Below are 23,491 nucleotides of genomic sequence, written 5' to 3'. Positions count from 1 at the left end.
GCATCTCTCCCTTCAACGTCTTATTTTACTGGGAGAGTCGAGGAAAGACAAGCGGATTTATAAGGGCTTCATTTTCGAAAAAACCTTTAAGGCATTTTGATAAAACACTTTTTCGTGGTGCTCTTCAGGAATCATGGACTGGATGAATGAAATGTAAGGCTTGATAGGAATAAGGGGCCAATCCGAACCGAAAAGCAGTTTATCGTAGCTGTCTGCAAAAGCAAGCGCATGTTTAAAATGGTCAAAAAAATGAGGGGTTTGAACGATTCTCGTCAGCTCTGATTGATCTCCAACTATGAGTCCGGATAAATCTGCGTAAACATTTTGGTTTTTGTAAACGATCTCTGCTCCGTCAAGCATCCATGGATCACCAAAATGAGCGAGAATAAATGTAACGTCCGGATGCCTTACAGCGACTTCATCTATAGCAAGCGGATGTGCAAACTTCAGCAGCCCTTTTTCTGAAAACGTATCTCCAGTGTGAAAGACGACCGGAACCTTATATTTTGCGGCCATCTCATATATCATCCGATACCTGCTGTCCATAGGATAAACATAATAATAACCGAGATATATCTTGATCCCGACTGTTTGTGGATCTAAAAGCTCTTTTTCCAATCGGTTCAATGCAGCCGGAGACAGGCGGTGCGGGTTTATCCCCGCACAGGAATAAATGCGGGGAGAGCGCTCGCGCAACATATTTAAACGCATCGGTGTCGCAGCATCCGGGTCAGGAAATCCTTGGCCTCCTTCGAGCTCTTCAAGCCCCATACCGACCGCTGCCGTAACACCTGCATCCCGCATCTCGGCTTCCAGCCCGCTGCATGAATAGTGAACATGTGAAATACGTTTGGCCGTTTCGATAAATCGATCGATATACGAAAGATGGATATGGGCATCAATTATTTTCACAGCCGGTCCTCTCCGGTTTTTTCATCTTCCAGTTTAGCTTGTTCATAGGCGTTCGTAAGCACACCCTGAATCGAACGCCCTCGGTCTTTTTTACGTTTTCTGAACTCGTTATAAAGCTCTTCTCCTGCGTATCCCTCATCGAGAAGCGTACGGAGCAGCATATCAGAGAGGTCTTCTTTTTTAGCAACAATTTTTCCTTCCATGTGCACGACGATACTGTCGTTTAATTCAAAAACGTCACGTATCATGCAGTATACCGTGGCCGGATCGTTTGTTTTTTTCGTAATTGTCACTTCCGCCATAAATCTGGTCTTTTCGGAGCGGTAGTCTTCAAAAAACGATTGCATACTTGTGTCAGTAACCGCTTCAAGCAGCCAGTTTTTATCAGCCTCTTCTTTATTGATAATAAGTCCGTCTACAAGGGGAATATGTCTTCCTTTAACGGTTTCGCCTTCTTCAGGCGGATTATCGAACAATATAGTCATCGAACACAGCCGGAATGTTTTCACGCAAAACACCGTCCTTCATAAAATAGTTGGAACCTGGACTGTCCTGAACGGGTAACCGTTTTTTATTTAAGCAGGCCTGAAGGTTAAAGGAGTGAACGTAATGTTGATGAAAGCGGATATTTATTTTGACAATAAGGTGCAGCCGCCGGATTCCGGTGATCACTACTACGTTCGGATTAATCAGGATCGTCAGTCCATAAGATTGACACCGGCATCATTAGCACACGTATGTTCGCACCATCATGTTATCGTTCTTCATTTGAACCTATCAACTAACGATGCGTTTCAGCAAGGTTCAATCGCCAGTCGTACGGCTTTTTTATACGAGCTGTTCCTTCGTGCTGCTGAGCCGTTCGGAACTGCCGTTCAAATTGCTCCTGCCTCGATCTCAAAAGAAAAGGCAGCTAAGAGACATGTAACTTCCGTACAAACATGGTATGAAAAAACAAAAACCCCTGCATCGTATTTATCTCGGAGTTACTTCGCTTTTCTGCCAAAACTATTCCACTCTTTAATTAGAGTGGATCAGACTGGAAAGACGGTTCGTATAAAAGCGTTCGGGAAAACGATGCTGCACCTTGAGCATGATCCAAAGCCCATTTCTGACCATGTGGACGCATGGGTGGTAAAAGGAGGACTCCTTTCCCATCGAGAAAACCGCTCAAAAGCCAGGCTCTGGTTCATGAGGTCTGACTTAAAGCCCGGTTTAACGTATGCAGCGATCACTCATTTTCAACCTTCCATGCCCTGGGTTCTGTATAAGCTCGTACAGGCACCGCTTCATCAGTTTGTGATGAGACAATTCGCTGAAAAACGATACAGGCTCAGCCGTCGTTCCCGCCGTGATCTGCGACATTAATCAGCTCTGCAGCCATCACACTTTCCAGTTCAGGACCGAATTCATCCAGTTGAAAACTCCCAGCTGCCATTGCCCCTGAACCGGCAGCATAAACAGGTACAATGCTGCGCTCCGCTTTAAACTCACCAGGATCCTGAAACAGGAATGGGACCTTACTATGCTCTCTGCCATTCCATACCTGCTCCGGCATCTTATTCGTATGGTGTACCCATGGAAACCGGGCAGCCTGAAAAAAGCTGTAAAAAGCGCCTGAGGCCGGAACAGCCGCCCAGGCCGGGTCGAGAATAAGCAGAGTGCCGGCAAGCGCTGAAAGAACAGCTCCTGCTGCCAGAAAAAAGCCTTGGATATACGGACGATTAACGGCATACCCTTCTCTCGCGAGGTCCTCTTTCACTATTTCCTCATAACGTTCCAGTTGAATCATAAATTCTCTTCTCCTAGCTTCATCCGCGAGATGATAGCGAATCAGAGGAGGTGACAGACGTCCGTCTTCAGCATACGAGAAAAGCAGCTTAGTTAAAAACGTTTCATGCGCCATTCCTTCTACAGGCCTGGAAGGTTGTATCAGCACCGGACCGGTCCCAAGCTGAACCGACACGATCAAGCCCCGCTTCTGCAGATATCTGATCATGTCCATAAGCGCAGATGCGGAATGGGAATTTCGAAATGATTGTACATACATGGCCGGTGTTACTCTGGGCCCTGGCCTGAGATTTCTTTTTGTGCGGTGAAGCATGATAACAGGAATAGCAGTAAGAATCAACGTTACCAAGACATAAACCAAGATCATACGGTTTGCTCCTTTCTCCTGTCCAAGAAGAACATCACAATGATACCAGCGGAAAATAGCAAGTAGCCTCCAAGAAAATAGGAAAACATCGTTGAATCAGCGATCCAAACCGGTGCTGACAGCAGCGAAAGCATCCAGACCATTGATATATTGCCTGCAATGGTGGAGAATAAGTATGTTCTCGTGGGAATTCGAGAAATAGCTGCAGCTGCGGAAATAAGGTTGCTCGGCATGAATGGCAGGCTCCGTAAAAGAATGATTCCGTAAAAAGAATAGGACTGAATCAAGGTTTCTGCTCGGGCAAACCTGCTCTTATTATTTCGCCAGAACCGCTCGTAATACCTGCCTCCAAATTCATGCACTGCGGCAAAACAAAGCATCGACCCAGCAGCCGTTCCAAGGAGACTATAGAAAAAAGCTTCTGTAACAGGAAAAAGAAGGAAATGAACGGCTATTAAAACAATCACCGGAAAAAGGGTAAACAGCTGTTGTACGACAATTAAGGGAATCGTAAGCAGTAAAAAATAATAACGGTTCTCCTCAGCGAGTGTCAGAATCTCATCTAACTCTTCATTTCGTAAAAGAGAAATGGTATCCCACTGAACATACATGAGCAGAAGGAGCGCTGCAATGATAGAAGCGTAGACCCATTTGCCTTTATTCATAGCACCCCTCCTTCATGCAGCGCAACAGTAGACTTCGCGCTGTCGTTATCTCCAGTATAATCGAACGAGCACATAATCACGACTCATGCGGCTCATCCTGATGTTTTCGGTAAAACAGGGATCCGATAAATCCTGCCGAAGCCATAACAGCCATCAGGACATATAAAAACCGGACGTCCGCTGCTTCGATAACAGCTCCCCCGAAAGAAGAACCAATCACTCCTGAAACACCGAAAAAGACGGAAATTAAGAGCAGATGTGCCGTGGACATCAATTCTTTAGGCGCAAGTTTGCCGACATACTGGATAGCGGTTAAATACAGCATAGCGAAAGCAATACCGTGAGTCGGTTGAATAAGCAGGACCATATATGGATCCTGTGCAGACGCCAGCAGCATCCACCTGACAGCATAGACAGCAGCTGCGATAGAGATTAAAGTCAGCGGCTGAAATCGTCTCATCCAATACACACTTCCTGCAAACATCGCCGCCTCTGCAGACACGCCTATAAACCAAGCCCATCCGATGAGAGCTTCATTCCCTCCGAGCTCTACCATATAAAGTCCGATAAATGTATCATTCATCCGGTGCGTTAAGCTGATAGACAGCACAAAAGCGAGAAAGAGCAAAAGCTTTTTCCGGCCAAGCAGTTTAAAAGCATCTTTCAGCGAAGCTTTTTTTGCTGCAGGCACGCTGTCAGGTGAACGAAATGCCAGCAGGAATGCTCCCGTAATGAACAGCAGAAATACATAATAGATCGAATTAATGCCAGTGTAACTGAGCACATATCCCCCGCCAAGAGAGGCTGTCGCAAATCCGATTGATCCCCACATACGGATGCTGCCGAAAGAGATTCCGGTTTCGATCGCCTTTTTCTGAGCCAGGCTGTCCCCTAATCCGCCGGCCGGAGATAAAAACGAAAAAAACAAGTAGACGGCGGGAATGAGCAGAATAAACTGTTCTATCTGAAACATAACTGCTCCAACCGCTGCGGCCCCAGCCAGACAAATGAGCAGTATAAGACGGACCGTTTTCCATTTATCACTCATAAACCCCCAGAAAGGCTGCGCTGCAATCGCAGCTGCAGGGCCTACAGCCATCAGCGTCCCTATCTCGGAAGGAGTCAGCCCCATGGACTGAAAATATACCGGCAGGTAGCTGATAATGATCGTCATTGACGCGTGAAAAAACAAAAGTGTCCCTTTTAAATTATGAATTGCATTCATTACTATTCCTTTCAGCTGTTTCCGACTACGGGACAGCATTAACATTAAAAAAACCCGTATGCTAAACGTACATTACGGGCTTGTTGCAAGTACATAAACTCATTTCATACCTGGAAGTGCTTCAGAAAAGATGCGGCTCAGGGGCTGACATACGTCGCCGGCTGAAATAAAACGTAAACAGACTGAACATGCTTTTCATCATACCCTGCAGCATCATTTCGGTCATACAATTAAATAAACCAGTTTTTTTCGTACAGGTAAATAGGATCTATATCAATAAATAAGAACTGCTCGCTTTGAAGAGGATGAGAATAAGTAAGAATCAACTCATTCGTTTCAATATCTCTGTATTTATCAGAAAGCATTCCGTTTCGATTGAAAGCCATCCGGGACATATGATCGAGAAAGTATACTCTCCAGCTCCAGTTCTTTCCTTTTGCCTCTTTGTTTTGCTCCCAGTCCCCTGATCGTTTCGTCCAGTTTGCCGACATCTGATAGCCGTATTCGTCACAAATATACATACGAAAAGCTTCGGCATGAAACGTTTTAGAAGCCTCTTTCATCATCTTTTCTGAATCTTTCGTGTGAACAAGCTGACGCAGTTTATCATCCATGTTTTTTACAAATTCACGCTCGTTTTTCAGCCTTCTGCTGTGCCGGTCGATAAAGCTGTGAATATCAGCACGCACACTTTGTTCAAATGAACTGCTCTCCACCACTTCATGAACGTCCTTGCCAATATATTCTCCCTGATAATAATATCCCCCATATCTCCAGGCAACATGAAACTGTTCAGCATCTTCAATACCTTTGAAGTGAAGTGAAGAGCCAATCTTTCTCGCAAAATAGGAGAGTGTATCAAGAATTTCACTGTATGTTGTATAGGAACTGGATGTTCTTAAATCCGAAACATCTATTTTTATTATATTTGGTTCTAATTTAGCAAACTGCTCCAGATGTGTATCTGCAATTTTTATGTTGTCAAGACTGACTTCGTAACCGGAAGCTTTTAAGTATAAAATGGAGTGACTTAATTCATCAAGACGGCCTTCCAGTCCAGCTGAATTAATTTCTACGACAAACTGACTTGGCTGAAGGCCCCACTCATGAAATTCCTGAAGCAGCTCCATCAGATCTTCAATCGCATCCAGCTCGGTGAATACTTCAGGCAGCATATTCATAAACAGCTTTGCCGAGCTCTCTCTTTCCAGAAGTTTTTCAGCTGCAAGCCTGTAAAGCTGCTTGTCGGTTTGCCATTTCAGCGCCATGTCATTTTCAGCGGAGTCAAAGAATGCTTTCAGTGGAATCGTATCTCCATTCTTTTGCAGACACCCGATCACTTCATAACCGGCAATATGGTATTTTTCAGCTCCAATTACCGGCTTCAGCGCCGCATCGATATAATCATTGTCTCGTCGAATATCATCATCATTCATTGGCTGCGGCCTCCTTTTACATGGTTCACGGTGCGGACTGCTTCCTCATACGGAAGCTGCGAAGCACCGATGTACTCTCCTGTCCTTCCAAAGGATTCGTGGTGATAATCCGTTCCGCCCGTTTTCAGCAGAGTACGGGAACGTGTTTCCGCATCTTCAGTCATTCTTTTATAGCGAGCCATATCCTGCTCTATATGATCTCTGTGATACACTTCAACACCGTCTATCCGAGTATCCTGCAGCCAGCTGCTCAGCTCCTGGTCCAATCCGTAATAGACAGGATGAGCGATGACTGCAAAGCCTCCAGCCTGTTGAATGAGCGAAGCTGCCTCCAGCGGATGTACCTCTTCCTGCTTGTTTACATAGCAGGGCGCAGAGGAGCCAACGTACCGTCGAAATGCGTTCTGAATAGATGATGCATATCCAAGATGCACGAGCGCTTTAGCAAGATGAGGACGAGCAGGCACAGATCCTGTGACGAACGGAGCTAAGTCGTCAATCGTCACGAGAACGCCATTTTTCTGACACTGTTCGAGCATACGCTCCATCCGGATTATTCGAAGATCGCGTACGTGACTTAAGTAAGACTGCAGTACAGCACTCTCTTCATGGAAGCCATATCCAAGCACGTCCACACTCGTTCCATGAAATGACGCAGAAAGCTCGATACCGTTGATAAAAGTGATGCCTCTCTCGCTGCATAAAGTGCGAGCCTGCTTCAGTCCTTCAGTCGTATCATGATCGGTCAGAGACATAACAGAAACGCCGGCATCCGCCTGTTTATGCACGAGCTGCTCAGGACTCAGCATGCCATCAGAGCATGTTGAGTGACAGTGAAGGTCTGCCCTTCCTGTCAATGCTGCCACCAGTAATCGTTGACGGTAACAGGAAGCTGGCGCTTATGCTCTGTCTGCACATAACGCTGTTCCAGATTTTCTCTGGCTGCCGTATCTATTTCTTTCCCTTCGAGATAATCGTCTATTTCATTGTAGGTAATTCCCAAAGCTTCTTCATCTGAAAGAAGAGGTCTGTCACTTTCCAAGTCAGCTGTAGGGGCTTTAGTATAAAGACGTTCCGGTGCACCGAGCTCTTTCAGAAGCATAGCACCCTGTCGTTTCGTAAGACCGAAAAGCGGCGCAATATCGCAAGCACCATCGCCAAATTTTGTATAAAATCCGGTTACAGCTTCAGCCGCATGGTCCGTTCCAGCTACAAGGCACTGGTAGTGTGCGCCAAGATCATACTGAACTTTCATCCGTTCTCTCGCCTTCGTATTGCCGCGGATGAAGTCGGACATTTTTTCATCAGAAGCTGCTTCAAACGCTTCTACTGACGCATCAACGGCTTTTTGAATATTAACCGTCACTGTTCTTGATGGTTCGATAAAGGTTAACGCCATACTTGCGTCATCTTCATCCTGCTGAACCCCGTAAGGAAGCCGGACCGCCAGAAATAAATAGTCTGCATGTTCCTCTTCGTTATTTAATTCATTGACTGCGGTCTGAATCAGCTTCCCGAGCAATGAAGAATCCTGGCCGCCGGAAATTCCAAGCGTATATCCCTTCATACCGGATTTTTTCAGGTACGCCTTTAAAAAGTTCACTCTGGATCGGATTTCTTCCTGAACATCAATTTCAGGCTTCACCTGAAGCTGATGAATAATTTCTTTTTGAAGGTTATGCATGCTTATATCATCCTTTCATGATCATTGCCGGCCCGCGATCGGAGCTTCAGCAGTTTTTCCAGTTCTCCTTCTTCTTGCAGGATTCGAAACTCATCGGCTCCGATTAAATCAAAATGTGGATAGTATCTCTCCTCGTGAATCCACGTCTCTCGCAGTCCATAAGACAACCCCCATTCAATCAGTCTGCTGCGGTCCGAACAAGCTGCCTTGGTAACCGTATTATACTGTGGAAAGCGCCTGTCATACCAAAAATGTGTCAGAAAGGCTACCTTGCCTGAGCGAACCGAATGCTTCCATGCAGCAAGCTCCTGTTTCGTAACTCCGAAAGCCATTCGCATTTCTCTCCTTTTTGTCAGGCCCTAATTCTAATGAGTCTACTATATCACAAGCCTTTACAGGTGTGAAAAGGACTGAGCTGCTTTCTCATACACTTCATGCCAGACTGGATATTTTTTCTTCATGCTTCGTGGCCGGAAGCGCTCAGCATCGACCAGCACATGTTCGCTCGTGCCGGTCATGCAAAGCTTATCACCGGCAGTGATGTTATAGTTGTACGTAACACGCAGGCCGTTATAAGCAGCCACCTGAGTATGGACTGTTACCTTATCCCCGAATCTGGCCGGGGACTTGTAAGCCGCCTCAATGGATATCACCGGGGCAAGGATCCCTTCCGCTTCCATATCATGATACGGAATACCTAGATCGGCCATAAGAGCGGTTCTGCCTACTTCACACCAGACTAAATAATTCGCATGGTACACCACGCCCATTTGGTCGGTTTCTGCATATCGTACAGAGATGTCAGTCTGATTGATCATCGATTCTCCTCCTTTAGTCTGATGAAGTCAGCTTCCACAAGTTCATTGATACTGCGTGATTCATGTTTTAAATAAGCGGCAGCATGCTGCTGCACGGCTTCACTTACCGCATCTTTCATGTCTCTAGCATTACCTGGAAACGTTTTCCCTTTTAAAGCCTCACGCAGCGCAGCTTTTGTTTTCTCATTTACCTCATATCCGGATCGTGTAATATGATGAAGCAGAATGCGGTGAAGCTCATCTGTATTGTACGAAGGAAACAAGATTTGTTTTTTAAATCGGGAGGTAAGACCTGGATTGGATTGCAGCAGCTGCTGCAATGGTTCTTCATACCCTGCTAAAATAACGACAAGGTTCTCACCGTGCTTCGTCATTTCTTCTACCAGTGTGTCAACTGCTTCTCTGCCAAAATCGTCACCAGGTCGGTAAAGCGAGTAAGCCTCATCAATAAATAAGACCCCTCCTAACGCTTTTTTAATCACTTTTTTTGTTTTTAACGCAGTTTGCCCGGAATATCCTGCGACAAGATCTGCCCTGCCGGCGGTTATTAAATGTCCACGCTTCAGAAATCCCAGGTCCCCGAGTATTTGTGAAAATAGCGATGCTACAGTCGTTTTCCCTGTTCCCGGTGGTCCAGCAAATAAGGAATGAAGCTCGACCGGAACAGACGCATACCCTTCTTCTCTTCTGCGCCGCTGAACCTGTGCAAACGAGGCCAACGTTATCACTTCACGCTTTACATCGTCCAGCCCAATCAGTTCATTTAATTCAGTCTGTGGATGCTGAGTAGCTGTTTCGGATGACTTTTTGAAATAGGCAGGCTGGAGCACAGCCAGATTATCTTCAGTAAAAGCCTGCTTTTCAGCAGCGGCTGCTCCTTGAGCGAAAACCGCCTGACGGATGATTTCTTCCGCGGTTCTCGCATTCCCAAAGCTTTCGTCGACCATTTCTTCTTCAAGTCGTTGCCGTATGATCGGGTAGCTGTCTTCATCTAAAATAAAATCATTGTCCAGTGCAGTTTTTTCAGCTATTTCGATCAACTCATCCATGCTGTAATCGGGAAGATGTATAAAATTCTGTTGTGGAAAACGGCTGCGAAGACCTGGATTAGCCTCTAAAAAGCTGCGCATATCGTCTTCATATCCGGCAAGTATAACCGCAAAGGTCCCTGCGTACTCTTCACTCGTCATCGCCGCCACCAGCGTATCCACTGCCGTTTGTCCGTAATCAGAGCCCGAGGTATCCTGCCGGAAAAGTGTGTGAGCTTCGTCTATAAACAGGACGCCGCCGGATGCCTGTTCTATCACGGCCCTCGTTTTTTCTTCTGTCTGACCAACGAATGCCCCGACAAGCCGGGAACGGTCCGCCTCCACAACTGACTCTTTCGGCAGCATACCCAGCTGGTGATAAATACCGGCCAGAAGCCGTGCAACGGTCGTTTTTCCAGTGCCGGGATTTCCTGTAAGAATCATATCGAGACTCCTTGTACTGGTGCTGTATCGGCCTGTTCGTTCCCGCTCCTGTTCAAACTGTAAATAGTAAAAAAGCTGCTTAACCCGGCTTTTGACGGAACCGAGACCAGTCATTGCATCTAATTTCATAAGCGCATCCGGCTGCTCATTTTTATGGTTTTCATACAGGCTGTTCCAGCTGTCTGCAAGCTTCATCACAAGCTGCAGCTTCTTGTCAAGCTCAGCCTTAGCGCTTTTGGAGGCGTAAATTCCGCTGATGGACGAGCTGTATTCTTCAGCCGCATCTTGAGCCTGTCTCACGGCTTCCGGCATTTCATCCATCAACTTGATTACAGATTTTACTTTATCCGCTTCCTCCGTGTTATCGTCAATCGAACAGACACTTTCTGCTTTAAGCTGGTAAGACTGGAAAATTTGCAGCGTTTTTAAGGCCTGCTCTAACTGATGCTTCATTTTTTCCGCTGCCTTTTTCTTGCCCTGCGCATGATCCGTTTCTCTGATTCTCGGGAATCCTCCGGTAAACCAATCATGTTCAAAGACGCGTGCAAGCAGTTTTTGGACCGTTATACAAGCATTCTTAGACGGTTCTCCATGTTCAAACACATCATTTAAGTATGCATCTGCGCGTTCGTCCATTGATTGCTTACGGACGTACCGGGCTGCTGCAGCCAGCGCTTTCCACTCTTCCGCTGCAGGATCATCAGCAGGAAGAGCTGAAATTATTCTCATAATCTGATTTTCGTTCAACAGCTCCAGCGGCTGATGCTGGAGCTGTTCAAGCTGTTCCATCTGATTCAAGAAAAGCCCACCTTTCTGTGTATCGTTTTACGGGTTCTTAAGAATGGATTATACTGAAATAGGACCTGAAGGAGGAAGAAAAATGCGTCATAAATGGATAATGATCGCCTTTACAGCGCTTTTTGTAATATTGCTTTGGATCTACCGCCACGATTTGCTTATATGGATAGAACAAGCAGATGCTTCTTCTATTCTGCCGGTGACCGTTGTTGCCGTATTCATGTCTTTATTTCCCGTTATTCCATACCCGATTGTTGGAGGCGTCATTGGCGCTGCATACGGTCCTGCAGGAGCACTGATTGTATGGTTTGGCTCAACGGCAGCTTCCATTATTTTTTTCATGATGATCCGGTACGGCGGGTTTCAGGCAGGTGGGAGAAAGCTAATCGCGAAGAGCAGGTACGGTGACAAAATCACCCTACTGTTTGAGAAAAACGCGTTTATGGTTTTGACGGTGCTTCGAATGATTCCAGTGATTCCTTCCATCATCCTGAACGCATACGGCGGTGTCAGCAGAATTTCCTTTTTTATTTATTCGATTGCTTCTGCCATCGGAAAACTGCCTGCTATGATTTTATTTGCCATGATTGGCCATTCAATTGTAACAAATCCAATCGAGCTGCTTTATATGGCTCTCATTTATTCTATTTTTCTAGCGTTTGTGTACGTCATTTACCGAAGATGGATCCGTCCGGTTGAAAAAATGCCTCAAGGCGGCGTACATCAAATACCCGACAGCCCCGCCGACCGTGTTTAAGATCACATCATCTACGTTAGCTACTCGGTAGGTGAACAAGTATTGTACCGTTTCGATAAAGGTGGATAAAACAGCAGCTGCGGCTGCTGTTTTTATAAATCCCGCTTTTTCAGACAGCCTGCTCCAATTCATTAAAGCCGGGAAGAGACATCCAAATGGAATAAAAAGAAGAACATTTCCTCCAAGAATGATGAGCGGATCCTGCCAATTTTCGCTGTAGACCGCGATGCGGTAAATGCTAAGAAATGGATCCAGATTGTAATTGCGCCCCCCGGGACCTTGAAGACCGAAGGACGAACCATGGTTCCATGCCAGAAAAACAACATAAAAAAGAACACTTATGTATGCAATAAATATAAATAAGAGAAGCGGACGTCCTCGCTCCCGTTTTTCTGTCTTCATCGGACATACCTCCATGCAAGTTCCCTTCTTATTATGGATAACATACAGGTGTTTGACAAGAAACAAGGTGAACAGGACTCCGTTTCGTATTTCATACAAACTACTATGTGATTAATTGAATAAAGCAGCCGGGGGTGCAGCACTGTCTCTCACAGGCTGAACCTTTTCAGTCATCAACTATTCTTCCGAACCAAAATATGATTCAATTATGCCGAGTGTTCAATCGTAATGACGAATATAAGCTGCAGAGCTTCTCCAATCTGCATCCATGTTGTCAGCGTGAATACATACAAAGAAAAAACCTTATAAACAGCTTGAGGCCCTCCAGTTGGAGGGCCTCTCGTCTGTCGCCGGCGAATACTCCGGCTTCGCATTAAGCTGCGATGTTTAGTTGTGCTGCAGAGTGTTTCGAAGCACCATCTGAAGAATACCACCATGACGGTAGTAGTCAATCTCCACTTCACTGTCGAAGCGGGCAAGAACTTCAAATTCTTTTACGTCGCCGCTCTCTTTATCAGTAGCGGTTACTTTGATCATATCTCGGGGCTGAATGTCGTTTGTAATGTGTACATCGATGTGCTCCGTTCCTTTAAGACCGAGTGATTCTGCACTTTCACCCTTCTTAAATTGAAGCGGCAGTACACCCATCAGCACAAGATTGCTTCGGTGAATCCGTTCGAAGCTTTGGGCAATGACTGTTTTGATTCCGAGCAGGTTCGTTCCTTTTGCTGCCCAGTCACGAGAGCTTCCCATTCCATAGTCATTCCCAGCAAGAACGACGAGACCGGTGCCTTCTTCTCTGTACTTCATGCACGCGTCGTAGATAGGCATAACTTCACCAGTAGGCCAGTGAGTTGTATAGCCGCCTTCTGTTCCAGGTGCCAGCTGATTTTTGATGCGAATGTTGGCAAAAGTCCCTCTCATCATTACTTCATGATTTCCTCGTCGGGAACCATACGAATTAAACTGGGAAGGCTTCAGTCCTTTTTCCATCAAAAACTTTCCGGCAGGACTGTTTTTTGCGATAGCACCTGCAGGTGAAATGTGGTCCGTAGTAACAGAATCGCCAAGTTTAGCAACCGGGCGCAGTCCTGTCAGTTCCTTCACATCTTCTGGCTCGGGAGACAGATTTTCAAAGAATGGCGGATTTTGAATATACGTAGATTCGTCGTCAAAGTTGTAAAGATCACCATCCGGCGTATCAAGTGCGTTCCACTGCTCATTGCTGTCGAATACGTGTGCGTACTCCTGCTTAAACAGTTTCGGATCCACTGCCTGCTCCATAGCGGCCTGAATCTCCTCATTTGACGGCCAAATGTCTTTAAAGTACACCTCTTCACCATTTGCATTCGTAGCCAGAGGTTCGTTATAGAAATCAATATCCACAGTTCCAGCAAGCGCATACGCTACAACGAGCGGTGGTGACGCAAGGTAGTTAGCTTTTACAAGCGGATGAATTCTTCCTTCAAAGTTTCGGTTACCACTCAATACTGACGCAACGGTCAGATCTTCGTCCGCAATCCCTTTTTCTATTTCCTCTGGTAGCGGTCCGCTGTTACCAATACATGTCGTGCAGCCGTACCCGACAAGGTTAAACCCTAGCTTATCGAGATACTCCATCAAACCTGCATTTTCAAGATAACCCGTTACAACTTTAGAACCTGGTGCGAGACTCGTTTTAACATACGCAGGCACATCGAGTCCTTTTTCGACAGCTTTTTTAGCAAGCAATCCTGCACCGAGCATAACGTGCGGGTTTGACGTGTTAGTACAGCTCGTAATGGCAGCAATTGCGAGGGAACCAGTTCCAAGAACAGACTTTTTGCCGTCCGGATGAGTGACCTCGGCCTGTTTGCTGATCTCTTCGGGTGAAAGACCAAAGCCCTTGTTGCTGACAGGGGCAGTAAGAGCCTGCTGCCATTCTTTTTTCATATCAGCAAGTCTGATTAAATCCTGAGGACGTTTAGGACCGGAAAGATTTGGCTGAATGGAGCCGAGATCAATTTCAAGCACGTCTGTAAATTCCGGATCTTCTCCGCCCGGTGTATAGAACATGCCGTTTGCCTTCGTATAAGTCTCAACAAGGTTAACCAATTCTTCGCTTCTTCCTGTAAAGCGGAGATAGTTAAGCGTTTCATCGTCTACCGGGAAGAATCCGCAAGTAGCTCCGTATTCCGGGGCCATGTTTGAAATTGTCGCGCGATCTGCAAGTGTCATATCGGCAAGTCCAGGACCATAAAACTCAACGAACTTACCTACTACGTTCTTTTCACGCAGCGCTTGAGTCACTTTCAGAGCGAGGTCTGTAGCGGTGGCTCCCTCCGGCATTGCGCCAGTCAGGTTGACTCCGATAACTTCCGGAACCGGGAAGTAGGACGGCTGCTGAAGCATACCAGCTTCCGCTTCAATTCCTCCAACACCCCAGCCCAGAACACCAAGACCGTTGATCATTGTCGTGTGGCTGTCTGTTCCGACAAGTGAGTCAGGAAACGCGATTGTTTCACCGGCTTCATTCTCATTCTCCTGCACGACGTTTGCAAGATACTCCAGGTTAACCTGGTGCACGATCCCGGTTGCAGGAGGAACCGCACGGTAATTATCAAGTGATTTTTGAGCCCAGTTTAAAAACTTATAGCGCTCGAGGTTTCTTTCAAATTCGAGCTCCATGTTTTTACGAAGAGAATTAGCTGAGCCGAAGTGATCGACTTGAACAGAGTGGTCGACAACAAGATCCACTGGAATGGCAGGGTTTATTTCTTTCGGATCTCCGCCTAGATCAGACATCGCTTTGCGAAGAGAAGCCAAATCAACTACTGCCGGTACTCCTGTAAAGTCCTGAAGGATTACTCTGGACGGCTTGAATGGTACATCAACATTTTTAACCTTGTCCGTTCCCCAGTTCGCGAGGTTTTCAACATGTTCTTCTTTAATCACTCTTCCATCATATTGACGTAGAACAGATTCAAGCAGAACCCTTACGGAATAAGGAAGTTTTTTCACATTCCCAATACCAGCTTCTGTAATTGAATCCAGATCATAGTAGTGGTATGTTTTTCCATTTGCTTCAAATGATTTTTTCGAATTGTACAGCGTTTTTTCTGATGACATATGTATTCCCTCCTCTGAGATAATCATATAATACATTTTCAAAATTGTCTAAATCCTGAAAACACTGGCATGAACCCAGTCATCCATTATTATGAAGTGAAAACGAATACAATGCAAGGTCATAAGCCTACTTTTCCGCGTCGAGATTCTCCAGTGCTGCTGCCAGAGGTTCATAATCCTCTGATGCAACCGTTCTGAAATCCAGCAGAAACTGATCCTGACTGATTCTTCCAACTACTGGAATGTCAGCTCTTCTGAACATCCTGTCTAATTCATTCATCTCCACACCCGGCAAATGGACAGACAGCGCATAGGAATCAATTTCGGTTACAGGCATCGTACCCCCGCCAATTCTGGACGTTACTGGTACTATTTCTGCCTTAAGAGACCGAAACAGGCTGTTCTCCAAAAAAGAAATAATGCGTGCTTTAATTTCTTCCGGCGTCGCTAAGATATCCCGGACTGCTGGAATATTTTCGGCTGGACTGCCGTAACAGTATTCAAACAGAGTAGCTTCCAGAGCAGCCAGTGTAGCTTTATCAAGACGCAGCACTCTGGCCAGCTGATGGCGCCTGAGCTGATCAATAAGCTTCTTTTTTCCCGCAATAACACCTGCCTGAGGTCCTCCAAGCAGTTTGTCGCCACTAAAGCTTACAATATCGGCATTTTTTACTGCTGTTCGAATCAGGGGCTCTTCACCAATGCCGTGCTGATGAAAATCATAGAGAGAACCGCTTCCCAGATCATCATAAATAATGACCCGGTCTCCAGCCGCTTCTTTCAGAACGGCAGGAGTTACGGAAGCAGTAAAACCCTGGATTGCAAAGTTGCTTGTATGCACTTTCATAATCATAGATGTATTTTCAGTAATTGAATCCAAATAATCGCTTAAATGTGTTTTATTAGTTGTACCAACTTCCTTTAACTGAACTCCGCTCATTTCCATGATAGATGAAACTCGGAAGGAGCCGCCGATTTCGACAAGTTCTCCTCGGGATACAAGCACATCATCAGGAGATGCCAGCGCTTTTAACACAAAAAAAACAGCCGCTGCGTTGTTGTTCACTGCCACGGCGGCCTCTGCTCCAGTTGCTTTACAGATTAATTCTTCAACGTGACTGCCACGAGAGCCTCTTTTTCCATGTTCAAGATCATATTCAAGTGTTGAATAAAAACCCGCTGCTTCATTCATCTGTCTTACAGCAGCCGGGCTCAGTCTGGCACGTCCCAAATTTGTATGAAGCACAGTCCCAGTTCCATTTATCACCCGTCTTAAACTGAACGGATGCCGGCTGCAAGCGTCGAGCAGCTCCTGTTTAATGTCTTCGAGCAGTGCAGTTTTATCCGAAGGAGCTTTTTTGCCTGTTTGTATGGAAGTTCTGGCATTAGAAACAGCCTGTTGAATGAGCTCGGTTACATATGACCGCTTAAAACCAGCTTGCTCCAGCGCTAGAACTTCCGGCTCCTCCATTACACGATTCACAGAGGGAAGCAGACGCAGCATCTGTCCTCTTTTCTCATTCACGTTTCGTTCAGCTCTCTCCGTTTTTTCTCATCCTGATAAACTCCGAAAGAGTAAGCACCTGCACCTGCGATAAAAATCAGTTTGATTAACGTTTTTACCATTTCAATCACTCCTGTTATGATTGTTTTAGTTTTGCTGTTATATCTGAAGCTTCTGGAAAACTACCTGTGTCAAGCTTGGAATAAATCAAAATTCCATCTTTAAACACCTCAAATGCCCCGCCTGATGCAGGCACCAGCTCTAAACGATCAATGTCCCGTCTCATTTCATTAAATAATGCTTCTGCGAAACTCGCAGCTTTAGGAGCATAGTTTCACTGCATACAAAACTCAATTCGCACCTTCATTCTCCAGACCTCCTGACATCCTTATTTACTGTTATTCTAGTGTATTGCTTTATCCTGGTCAATTGCAGCGTTATAATGATATCGTATTGAAAGGAGAGGAGGAATTAGAATGGTAATGTTTCAAAGTGAAAAGCGATTAACGCAAATGACAAAGAAAGCTGGTTGAGGGTGCAAAATTGGTCCTGAGGACCTGACGCAGGTTCTGCGTCATTTGCCTAAAGATAATGGTAATGAAAAGCTCCTCGTAGGTATCGATACGAAAGATGATGCAGGAGTTTATCAGATTAATGACGAAACTGCACTCGTACAAACGGTAGACTACTTCACGCCTATCGTTGACGATCCATACATGTTTGGTCAGATTTCAGCGGCAAATGCGCTGAGTGACGTGTACGCAATGGGCGGAACACCGATTACGGTGCTGAATATCGTCGGCTTTCCGATTAAAAAGCTGGATCCATCCATTTTAGCATCTATTTTAAAAGGTGCTTCTGATAAGGTTAAAGAATCAGGTGCTGTCATCGCGGGAGGGCATTCTATCGATGATCCTGAACCAAAGTTTGGCTTAAGCTGCACAGGTACCGTTCATCCGGACCGGATTTTCCGTAATGTAGGATCTCAGCCCGGTGATGCAATTGTGCTGACGAAGCCTCTGGGCGCCGGCATTCTGACGACAGCTGTTAAATTCGGTAAGGCTTCAGAAAAGGAAATAGATCAAGTACAGGAAACGATGGCATGGCTGAATAAAGAAGCCGCTGAAAAACTGGCTTCGTACCATCCTACGGCTGTAACAGATGTGACTGGATTCGGGCTGATTGGCCATGGATATGAGATGGCGGATGGAAGCGACGTCAGTTTCCATTTTGACTTCATGAAAATTCCGTTTCTGCCCGGCACTTCAAGACACGCTAAAGCAGGCACGATTCCTGGCGGTACTAAAGAGAATATCAAGTGGCTCGAAAATGATACTCAATACAGCCCTGATATGGAGCCGCACGAAAAAGCTGCCGCTGCAGATTCCATCACGTCTGGCGGTCTGATGATTACGATGAATAAAGAAGAAGCTCAAGCTTACGTGGAGGATATGCAAGACTCTAAATTCCCTGCAGTTATTGTCGGGTACGTGACGGAGAAATCCGAAAAAACAGTTCACATTCACAAATAATATGGTTTGGCACCATAAAGCCTGCTTTATTTACAAAAGAGCCGCCCAACCTGGACGGCTCTTTTATTCGTCTATCCATTTACAGAAGTGCTGATTCTTTCTAATTCCGGACGAGGAGGTTTTTGGAGAATCGCTTCATTTAGATAATGGAGGCGTTTGCCAGACACGCTCCCCTTCTTTCCGTTTAGTCCATCCTTGCCGATCAAAGGACTCCATCAGCGGAACAAGATATTTTCTGGTGATTCCCAATTCCGCTTTAGCGTCCTGAAGCGTCAATGCTTGAGGATAGCTTTCATAAAGCTTTTGAGCAGCAGTCTCCACTGCCGCATAGTAAAATAACAAATCATCCTCAGCTTCAACCGCACGTTTCTCATTGATCAGAAAGTGTTTTAATTCTCTCTGCCATTTTTCGGGAAGCCCTGCATGTGAACTGATAGTCGAAAATGGTTCCGGCATTAAATTTGACTTTTTTAGTGCAGCTTCAACCTGCAGCATTCTTTTCTCCCACTCCTGCGGATAATGAGCACGGTGAGAATTCAGTGAGATAAACCTTCCATCGATTCGGTATTCTTTATTAGACGCCCCCAGCCGGATAAGTGTCTCGGAAGCCTGCTGTGAATATGGCAGCGAACTTGCCGTATCTGCAATGTCCTTTCCAGGTCTCAGCGGGTAAACACGATGATATTCAAAGAGCTGGGCTGTAACGGCATGAACTATTTTTTCCAAGTGACGTTTCGTGTACAGCCATTTCCCCGTTTCCCGGACCAGGTCCCCATCCAGAGCATCGTAAATTTCTTCTTCTGTAAACGCGCCATCATCTTTAATCGTTCTCTTTTGTGAAGGCCCCGTCTGATTTAAAAAAAGCTCGAGCCGTTCTGCAGGCGTGCCTCTCGCTTTGTCTTTTAAAAGATCAACTGTCGCTTGTCCAAAGCGGTACTTAAGAGCGGCCGGGTCGATCACCTCACCACCGCCTACCGTTTCAGGAGGAGTTGCCCGACGTAAAATAAACCTGCTGCCTTTCCAAACTGCTGCTTCAGTATCCAGCTCAATCTGGCAGTAGATCGTTTCCTCTGTCCCGGGGTCAAGCTTGTTTCGGTCAAAGTAGATCATTCTCCCGGTTACTTCGGTCGTACCCGTAAAAAACTTAATCGTCTGTCGCTGCTTTAAAGCATAATGAAACAAACTGCCCGGTTTCATCCAGACATCCACTCTTTTAGTCGGGGGAGTTATTTCAGAAACAAGCACCGTTCCCCTCACAGCTTCTTCTGTAGAAACGCCGTGCAGATTTAATGCCGCCCTGTCTCCTGCATAAGCAGCAGGAATTTTCGTGCCAAATGACTGGATTTGTTTCACCCGAGTTTCCTTTTTATTCGGAAGAAGGTAAAGTGTATCTCCCTCTTCGACAGTACCCGAGTGAATCGTACCTCGTACGACCGTTCCGTGGCCGGTTACAGAAAAAGACTGATCTACCGGCATTCGGAAAATGCCTCTCTCTGACCGATACTCCGCACAGCGGGCAGTTCGAAGCGCTGCGTCCTTGACCGCTTCCAATCCTTTCCCCTCCACTGCATCCGTGATGACCAGTTCCGCTTCCTCTAAAAAAGTTCCTAGAACAGCTTCACGTATATCTTCCTGAACAAGTTCGAGCATCTCCTCATCGGCCTTCGACGATTTTGTTACTACTATTATACCCAAATCAATTCCTAGCAGCTCCAGAATAATTAAATGCTCCTTCGTCTGAGGCATGACGCCCTCGTCTGCGGCAACAGTAAGCATCACAGCATCTATACCTGCCACTCCGGCAATCATTTGCCGGATAAACCGCTCGTGTCCCGGAACATCAATGATCGCGCCACGTACCCCGTCTGAGAGAATCCAAGGAGCATAACCAGGTTCAATTGAAATCATGCGCTCTTTTTCTTCAGCCAGTCTGTCTGTTTCTACTTGAGTCAATGCTTTCGTTAATGTCGTTTTGCCGTGATCGATATGACCGGCCATTCCAAAAGTAACAAACTGTGTCATCTGTCTCACCACTTTCGTTTTCATGCATGCATCATAGCATTTCAGCAACCTTATTTGCATCCTATTGTGTTTTTCAAGTATAATTATCTACGACGCAGTATTATATGGGGCCGGCTGTGTAGCTGGTGCTTACCTGGGCCTTCAAAGCCTTTTGGGAGGCGCGTGCCGTCTCCGGTGGGTTCGATTCCCACACGGTCCCGCCAACATCTGCACTAGATTGCAAAGAAAGCAGGTGACTTTTTGATGGAAGATATATTTATGTGGTTTATCCTGCTATGGTCGGTACTAGTGTTTGTACTCGTTGCGATTGGCGGATATTTTATGTTTCGTAAATTTTTGAAAAAAATGCCAAAAGAAGATGGTAAATCCATTTTGGATTGGCAGGACTACTATATCGATAAAACACTCCATTTGTGGACCGATGATAAAAAAGCTCTTTTAAATGAATTAACGGAGCCAGTACCTGAGTTGTTCCGCGATATTGCCAAACAGAAAATTGCAGGTAAAATTGGTCAGTTTGCACTTGAAGAAAAGGCTGATTACTTATCGCAGGAATTGATTATTAAAGGCTACATTGCAGCTACGCCGAAACGTGATCATAAATTTCTTAGAAAAAAACTGAAAGAGAAAAATATTGATGCAGCACCTTATGAGAAATACTTCAGGCAATCGCCTGAAAGAGGTACCTCTTCAGCTGTATAAAGTTAGAAAGCCGGCGGATCACGAGATCCGCCGGCTTTCTGTCGTTATAGATGCAGAGATCAGGCCGGACCGGCCGATTCCTGCAGCGGTTCCTTCTCCTGTCTTCCTAAAAATTCTTTTTGTACCCGGCGAAATTTTACAAACATGGCAATTCGCCACGGCAGCAGCATCCCAAACGCGAGCAGAAAAAACATTCCCGCCAGCACTTCATACGAGAAGTAAATGCCAAGCGCGAGCTTAAACACGAGCCGCAAACCAAGCAATCCCATTAAAATAACGGGAAACCACTTGGATCGTTTCATGTAGACATCACCATTACGTATTTCAAAAGACGATGTTTTAATAAGAATAATAGAAAATAGCAGACCTACTGTAAACGCTTCAGCTGCCTCGAGCCAGGTAATCTGCTGTACCGGCGGATATAAAAACATAAGAAAACCGGTAGACATAGCTGCAGGCGGTATCAGGATTTTCTTAACTGACGCAGGCTTTTTCATAGCTCTCATCCGGATCATTACTGCGGCACAAGCCATCAGAAAGGCAGCTACTGCAAACAGCACTGCATACATAGCGCTCCCCCCTATCGCACTCCCGCGTTCAGTATAGCATATTCAGGCAGCCCGATGCTTCTGCAAAAATCAAAACCATATAAATGTATGCCTGTTATGGCTTCAGCTTTTCTGCCTGCAGTTCAATCGCCTCGACGATCGCTTGTAAAATTTCATTATCTGTCATCAACTCTGCATATACGGGGCAAATTCTGTCATCCTCAGCGTACTCCCGCTGTTTATGAGAGTAGCGCGGATCGTAGTATGACGTCAATAATTCTTTAAAGATTAAAGCATAGTCTTTTTGCTGCTCAGCTGGTTTTATGATCTTAAGAGAGTCCGGCTTCAGTCTTTTTTTCAGACGTTCCAATGCTGCGTGAAAACTTTCGGCATTTTCCGCCGGGTTGTACTCCTTCAGCAGATAGGAGACCCGCCTTTCCATAGAATCGTGAAGCTCTACATATGCCCCGTTCTCTTTCACTAGCTGAAGCCATTCAGGCAAAACGATAGGTCCTATCCGCTTGCTTTCTGCTTCCATAATCATATAAGGAAAATGTTCAAGGTCTTGCAGTTCTTTCATAAGAAGCCATTCAAACTGCTTCTGAGATCGCTTTTCTAATCCAATGTGACCGAATATCGAACCTCGGTGGCTAGCGAGTCCTTCCAGGTTCAACACAGGCCAAGACTGTTTTTGAAGCTCTTCCAGCCAGACTGTTTTGCGAGTGCCGGTATAACCTCCGATCACAATCGCTTTCCACGGAAGAGTGGAAAGACGTTCCAATTCGGCCTGGACATAACCTCGGAGGGAACGGATTCCGCCTTCCAGCTGAACTACCGGCAGCTGCAGAGAAGCAAACAGTGAAACAAAGCTCCCGCTCCTCATACCGCCTCTCGCACAGGCGATGACGACTGGTTTTTGCCCGTTTTCTGTCAGCTCTTTAATGGTCTGGTAATAATCCGGCAGTTTCTCCGCGAAATGTACAATTCCAATATCTTTTGCCTGCTCCGGGTCTGCCTGTTTGTAGGTCGTACCAACTTCAACTCGCTCTTCGTCTGAAAAAAGAGGAAGGTTTATACTTCCTGGATAGGAGAAATGCGAGAATTCCCCCGGAGAGCGGACGTCCACAACAGGCAGATTTTTCTCCAGCATTTTTGCCACTTGGATAGATGGAAGTTCAAGGGTACTCATATTTTGTTCACCTGCTCTTTCAGTATCCCCGGATATGAAAAAAGCTGTTCGATCAGCTCGAACAGCCACCCCTTATCCGGGTTTCAAATGCACAGTCAGCAGAACAAAGCGCTTTACTTATCGTTCGCGTTGTTCATTGCTTTCATCATTTGATTAATTTTCTTCTGAGATGGATTCATGCCCATCTGCATCATCATCACTCGCAGCATTTTTTCATTAATCGGCGGATTCTTCTTCATATAATTCATCATATATTTTCTTGCGATGAAAAAACCAAGTGCAATTCCTGCCAGTAAAGCGATGACAATTAACAATATCGCAAGCCACAGCTGCATCGCCTGACCCTCCTTCTGCTCACAATTCCTAACCTCCATTAGTATACATGAGAGCAGTCCATTTGCAAAGAAGCTTTTGCTGAGTAATCGACATTTTAACAATCGAGTAGGAGGAGGGATTATCCCTCCGTCCTCTCACACCACCGTGCGTACGGGTCCGTACACGGCGGTTCAATAAGTTGAGTGATGCGCGTCATGCATCTTGCGGTAAAACGATTCGATCG

At 45.8% G+C, this 23,491-nt stretch carries 22 protein-coding genes, 1 tRNA gene and 1 pseudogene; 5 read left to right on the top strand and 19 right to left on the bottom strand.

The genetic code is table 11. The annotated features are described in order from the left end of the window. Nucleotides 1-57 precede the first annotated feature (57 nt). Nucleotides 58-912, bottom strand: a complete 855-nt coding sequence (locus HCN83_RS06525; protein ID WP_168005634.1) for a TatD family hydrolase — start codon at nucleotides 910-912, stop codon at nucleotides 58-60. Then, nucleotides 909-1,421: a YwpF family protein gene (locus HCN83_RS06520; protein ID WP_168005632.1), complete on the bottom strand. Its 513-nt coding sequence runs from the start codon at nucleotides 1,419-1,421 to the stop codon at nucleotides 909-911. The genes HCN83_RS06525 and HCN83_RS06520 overlap by 4 nt, the downstream gene beginning before the upstream one ends. A gap of 100 nt (nucleotides 1,422-1,521) precedes the next feature. On the opposite strand from HCN83_RS06520, the gene HCN83_RS06515 reads away from it, so the two are divergent. Then, nucleotides 1,522-2,280, top strand: a complete 759-nt coding sequence (locus tag HCN83_RS06515; RefSeq protein WP_168005630.1) for a hypothetical protein — start codon at nucleotides 1,522-1,524, stop codon at nucleotides 2,278-2,280. On the opposite strand, the gene HCN83_RS06510 is transcribed toward HCN83_RS06515, so the two are convergent. The 9 genes from HCN83_RS06510 to HCN83_RS06470 form a co-directional block, all read right to left on the bottom strand. After that, the gene (locus tag HCN83_RS06510; RefSeq protein WP_168005628.1) at nucleotides 2,246-2,917 is read right to left on the bottom strand and encodes a DUF2207 domain-containing protein; all 672 of its coding nucleotides are present in this window, start codon (nucleotides 2,915-2,917) and stop codon (nucleotides 2,246-2,248) included. The two genes, HCN83_RS06515 and HCN83_RS06510, sit on opposite strands and share 35 nt — an antisense overlap. Before the next feature lie 149 nt (nucleotides 2,918-3,066). After that, on the bottom strand, nucleotides 3,067-3,735 hold the full coding sequence (locus tag HCN83_RS06505; RefSeq protein ID WP_168005626.1) for a TVP38/TMEM64 family protein: 669 nt from the start codon (nucleotides 3,733-3,735) through the stop codon (nucleotides 3,067-3,069). A gap of 76 nt (nucleotides 3,736-3,811) precedes the next feature. Next, nucleotides 3,812-4,960: an MFS transporter gene (locus tag HCN83_RS06500; protein WP_168005624.1), complete on the bottom strand. Its 1,149-nt coding sequence runs from the start codon at nucleotides 4,958-4,960 to the stop codon at nucleotides 3,812-3,814. 230 nt (nucleotides 4,961-5,190) lie between these two features. Beyond that, entirely contained in the window at nucleotides 5,191-6,396 is a 1,206-nt protein-coding gene (locus HCN83_RS06495) for an EAL-associated domain-containing protein (protein WP_168005622.1), read from the bottom strand. Continuing rightward, entirely contained in the window at nucleotides 6,393-7,262 is an 870-nt protein-coding gene (locus HCN83_RS06490; RefSeq protein WP_343033662.1) for a PHP domain-containing protein, read from the bottom strand. Before HCN83_RS06490 ends, HCN83_RS06495 begins: the two co-directional genes overlap by 4 nt. Further along, the gene (nadE, locus tag HCN83_RS06485) at nucleotides 7,250-8,080 is read right to left on the bottom strand and encodes an ammonia-dependent NAD(+) synthetase (protein ID WP_168005620.1); all 831 of its coding nucleotides are present in this window, start codon (nucleotides 8,078-8,080) and stop codon (nucleotides 7,250-7,252) included. The genes HCN83_RS06490 and nadE overlap by 13 nt, the downstream gene beginning before the upstream one ends. A 2-nt stretch (nucleotides 8,081-8,082) precedes the next feature. Continuing rightward, entirely contained in the window at nucleotides 8,083-8,412 is a 330-nt protein-coding gene (locus HCN83_RS06480) for a hypothetical protein (RefSeq protein WP_168005618.1), read from the bottom strand. 60 nt (nucleotides 8,413-8,472) lie between these two features. Then, a complete protein-coding gene (locus tag HCN83_RS06475; RefSeq protein WP_168005616.1) occupies nucleotides 8,473-8,898 on the bottom strand; it encodes an acyl-CoA thioesterase in 426 nt (141 codons plus the stop codon). After that, on the bottom strand, nucleotides 8,895-11,159 hold the full coding sequence (locus HCN83_RS06470; protein WP_246238128.1) for an AAA family ATPase: 2,265 nt from the start codon (nucleotides 11,157-11,159) through the stop codon (nucleotides 8,895-8,897). The genes HCN83_RS06475 and HCN83_RS06470 overlap by 4 nt, the downstream gene beginning before the upstream one ends. Nucleotides 11,160-11,250: 91 nt before the next feature. On the opposite strand from HCN83_RS06470, the gene HCN83_RS06465 reads away from it, so the two are divergent. Further along, complete coding sequence (locus tag HCN83_RS06465; protein ID WP_168005612.1) at nucleotides 11,251-11,925, top strand: TVP38/TMEM64 family protein; 675 nt, start codon at nucleotides 11,251-11,253, stop codon at nucleotides 11,923-11,925. Here HCN83_RS06465 and HCN83_RS06460 read toward each other — a convergent pair. The 4 genes and pseudogenes from HCN83_RS06460 to HCN83_RS06445 form a co-directional block, all read right to left on the bottom strand. Further along, nucleotides 11,821-12,327, bottom strand: a complete 507-nt coding sequence (locus HCN83_RS06460; RefSeq protein ID WP_168005610.1) for a VanZ family protein — start codon at nucleotides 12,325-12,327, stop codon at nucleotides 11,821-11,823. The two genes, HCN83_RS06465 and HCN83_RS06460, sit on opposite strands and share 105 nt — an antisense overlap. Nucleotides 12,328-12,714: 387 nt before the next feature. Beyond that, nucleotides 12,715-15,435, bottom strand: a complete 2,721-nt coding sequence (gene acnA / locus HCN83_RS06455; RefSeq protein WP_168005608.1) for an aconitate hydratase AcnA — start codon at nucleotides 15,433-15,435, stop codon at nucleotides 12,715-12,717. 127 nt (nucleotides 15,436-15,562) lie between these two features. Then, a complete protein-coding gene (selA, locus tag HCN83_RS06450) occupies nucleotides 15,563-16,960 on the bottom strand; it encodes an L-seryl-tRNA(Sec) selenium transferase (RefSeq protein WP_343033661.1) in 1,398 nt (465 codons plus the stop codon). 115 nt (nucleotides 16,961-17,075) lie between these two features. Then, nucleotides 17,076-17,261, bottom strand: a pseudogene (locus tag HCN83_RS06445) (Rdx family protein); the annotation flags it as partial. 154 nt (nucleotides 17,262-17,415) lie between these two features. Here HCN83_RS06445 and selD point away from each other — a divergent pair. Beyond that, entirely contained in the window at nucleotides 17,416-18,471 is a 1,056-nt protein-coding gene (gene selD, locus HCN83_RS06440) for a selenide, water dikinase SelD (RefSeq protein ID WP_425483592.1), read from the top strand. Between the two features lie 135 nt (nucleotides 18,472-18,606). Here the strand turns inward: selD and selB are convergent, their stop codons facing one another. After that, on the bottom strand, nucleotides 18,607-20,517 hold the full coding sequence (gene selB / locus HCN83_RS06435) for a selenocysteine-specific translation elongation factor (RefSeq protein ID WP_168005606.1): 1,911 nt from the start codon (nucleotides 20,515-20,517) through the stop codon (nucleotides 18,607-18,609). Nucleotides 20,518-20,599: 82 nt separating this feature from the next. Between selB and HCN83_RS06430 the strand changes: the two genes are divergently transcribed. After that, a tRNA-Sec gene (locus tag HCN83_RS06430) sits at nucleotides 20,600-20,696 on the top strand. Nucleotides 20,697-20,736: 40 nt separating this feature from the next. Further along, entirely contained in the window at nucleotides 20,737-21,195 is a 459-nt protein-coding gene (locus tag HCN83_RS06425; protein ID WP_168005604.1) for a DUF2621 domain-containing protein, read from the top strand. A 59-nt stretch (nucleotides 21,196-21,254) separates the two neighbouring features. On the opposite strand, the gene HCN83_RS06420 is transcribed toward HCN83_RS06425, so the two are convergent. The 3 genes from HCN83_RS06420 to HCN83_RS06410 form a co-directional block, all read right to left on the bottom strand. Then, nucleotides 21,255-21,764, bottom strand: coding sequence for a CcdC family protein (locus HCN83_RS06420; RefSeq protein ID WP_168005602.1), 510 nt, complete (start codon nucleotides 21,762-21,764; stop codon nucleotides 21,255-21,257). Nucleotides 21,765-21,858: 94 nt separating this feature from the next. After that, nucleotides 21,859-22,932, bottom strand: a complete 1,074-nt coding sequence (mnmH, locus tag HCN83_RS06415; RefSeq protein ID WP_168005600.1) for a tRNA 2-selenouridine(34) synthase MnmH — start codon at nucleotides 22,930-22,932, stop codon at nucleotides 21,859-21,861. A gap of 113 nt (nucleotides 22,933-23,045) precedes the next feature. Then, nucleotides 23,046-23,267, bottom strand: coding sequence for a YneF family protein (locus HCN83_RS06410; protein ID WP_147802274.1), 222 nt, complete (start codon nucleotides 23,265-23,267; stop codon nucleotides 23,046-23,048). Nucleotides 23,268-23,491 lie beyond the last annotated feature (224 nt).

It is taken from the genome of Alkalicoccus luteus, assembly GCF_012034335.1.
GTDB classification, from domain to species: Bacteria; Bacillota; Bacilli; order Bacillales; family Salisediminibacteriaceae; genus Alkalicoccus; species Alkalicoccus luteus_A.
Note: the sequence above shows the minus strand (reverse complement) of the source record. Positions and strands in the feature narration are given on the sequence as shown.

What these genes read in the sequence shown, in the direction of transcription:
- HCN83_RS06515 (WP_168005630.1), top strand. Translation starts at nt 1,522, where the DNA reads ATGTTGATGAAAGCGGATATTTATTTTGACAATAAGGTGCAGCCGCCG.
- mnmH (WP_168005600.1), bottom strand. Translation starts at nt 22,932, where the DNA reads ATGAGTACCCTTGAACTTCCATCTATCCAAGTGGCAAAAATGCTGGAG.
- HCN83_RS06460 (WP_168005610.1), bottom strand. Translation starts at nt 12,327, where the DNA reads ATGAAGACAGAAAAACGGGAGCGAGGACGTCCGCTTCTCTTATTTATA.
- HCN83_RS06495 (WP_168005622.1), bottom strand. Translation starts at nt 6,396, where the DNA reads ATGAATGATGATGATATTCGACGAGACAATGATTATATCGATGCGGCG.
- HCN83_RS06480 (WP_168005618.1), bottom strand. Translation starts at nt 8,412, where the DNA reads ATGGCTTTCGGAGTTACGAAACAGGAGCTTGCTGCATGGAAGCATTCG.
- HCN83_RS06425 (WP_168005604.1), top strand. Translation starts at nt 20,737, where the DNA reads ATGGAAGATATATTTATGTGGTTTATCCTGCTATGGTCGGTACTAGTG.
- HCN83_RS06510 (WP_168005628.1), bottom strand. Translation starts at nt 2,917, where the DNA reads ATGGACATGATCAGATATCTGCAGAAGCGGGGCTTGATCGTGTCGGTT.
- HCN83_RS06465 (WP_168005612.1), top strand. Translation starts at nt 11,251, where the DNA reads ATGCGTCATAAATGGATAATGATCGCCTTTACAGCGCTTTTTGTAATA.
- HCN83_RS06505 (WP_168005626.1), bottom strand. Translation starts at nt 3,735, where the DNA reads ATGAATAAAGGCAAATGGGTCTACGCTTCTATCATTGCAGCGCTCCTT.
- HCN83_RS06475 (WP_168005616.1), bottom strand. Translation starts at nt 8,898, where the DNA reads ATGATCAATCAGACTGACATCTCTGTACGATATGCAGAAACCGACCAA.
- HCN83_RS06410 (WP_147802274.1), bottom strand. Translation starts at nt 23,267, where the DNA reads ATGCAGCTGTGGCTTGCGATATTGTTAATTGTCATCGCTTTACTGGCA.
- acnA (WP_168005608.1), bottom strand. Translation starts at nt 15,435, where the DNA reads ATGTCATCAGAAAAAACGCTGTACAATTCGAAAAAATCATTTGAAGCA.
- HCN83_RS06420 (WP_168005602.1), bottom strand. Translation starts at nt 21,764, where the DNA reads ATGTATGCAGTGCTGTTTGCAGTAGCTGCCTTTCTGATGGCTTGTGCC.
- selB (WP_168005606.1), bottom strand. Translation starts at nt 20,517, where the DNA reads ATGAAAACGAAAGTGGTGAGACAGATGACACAGTTTGTTACTTTTGGA.
- HCN83_RS06470 (WP_246238128.1), bottom strand. Translation starts at nt 11,159, where the DNA reads ATGGAACAGCTTGAACAGCTCCAGCATCAGCCGCTGGAGCTGTTGAAC.
- nadE (WP_168005620.1), bottom strand. Translation starts at nt 8,080, where the DNA reads ATGCATAACCTTCAAAAAGAAATTATTCATCAGCTTCAGGTGAAGCCT.
- HCN83_RS06500 (WP_168005624.1), bottom strand. Translation starts at nt 4,960, where the DNA reads ATGAATGCAATTCATAATTTAAAAGGGACACTTTTGTTTTTTCACGCG.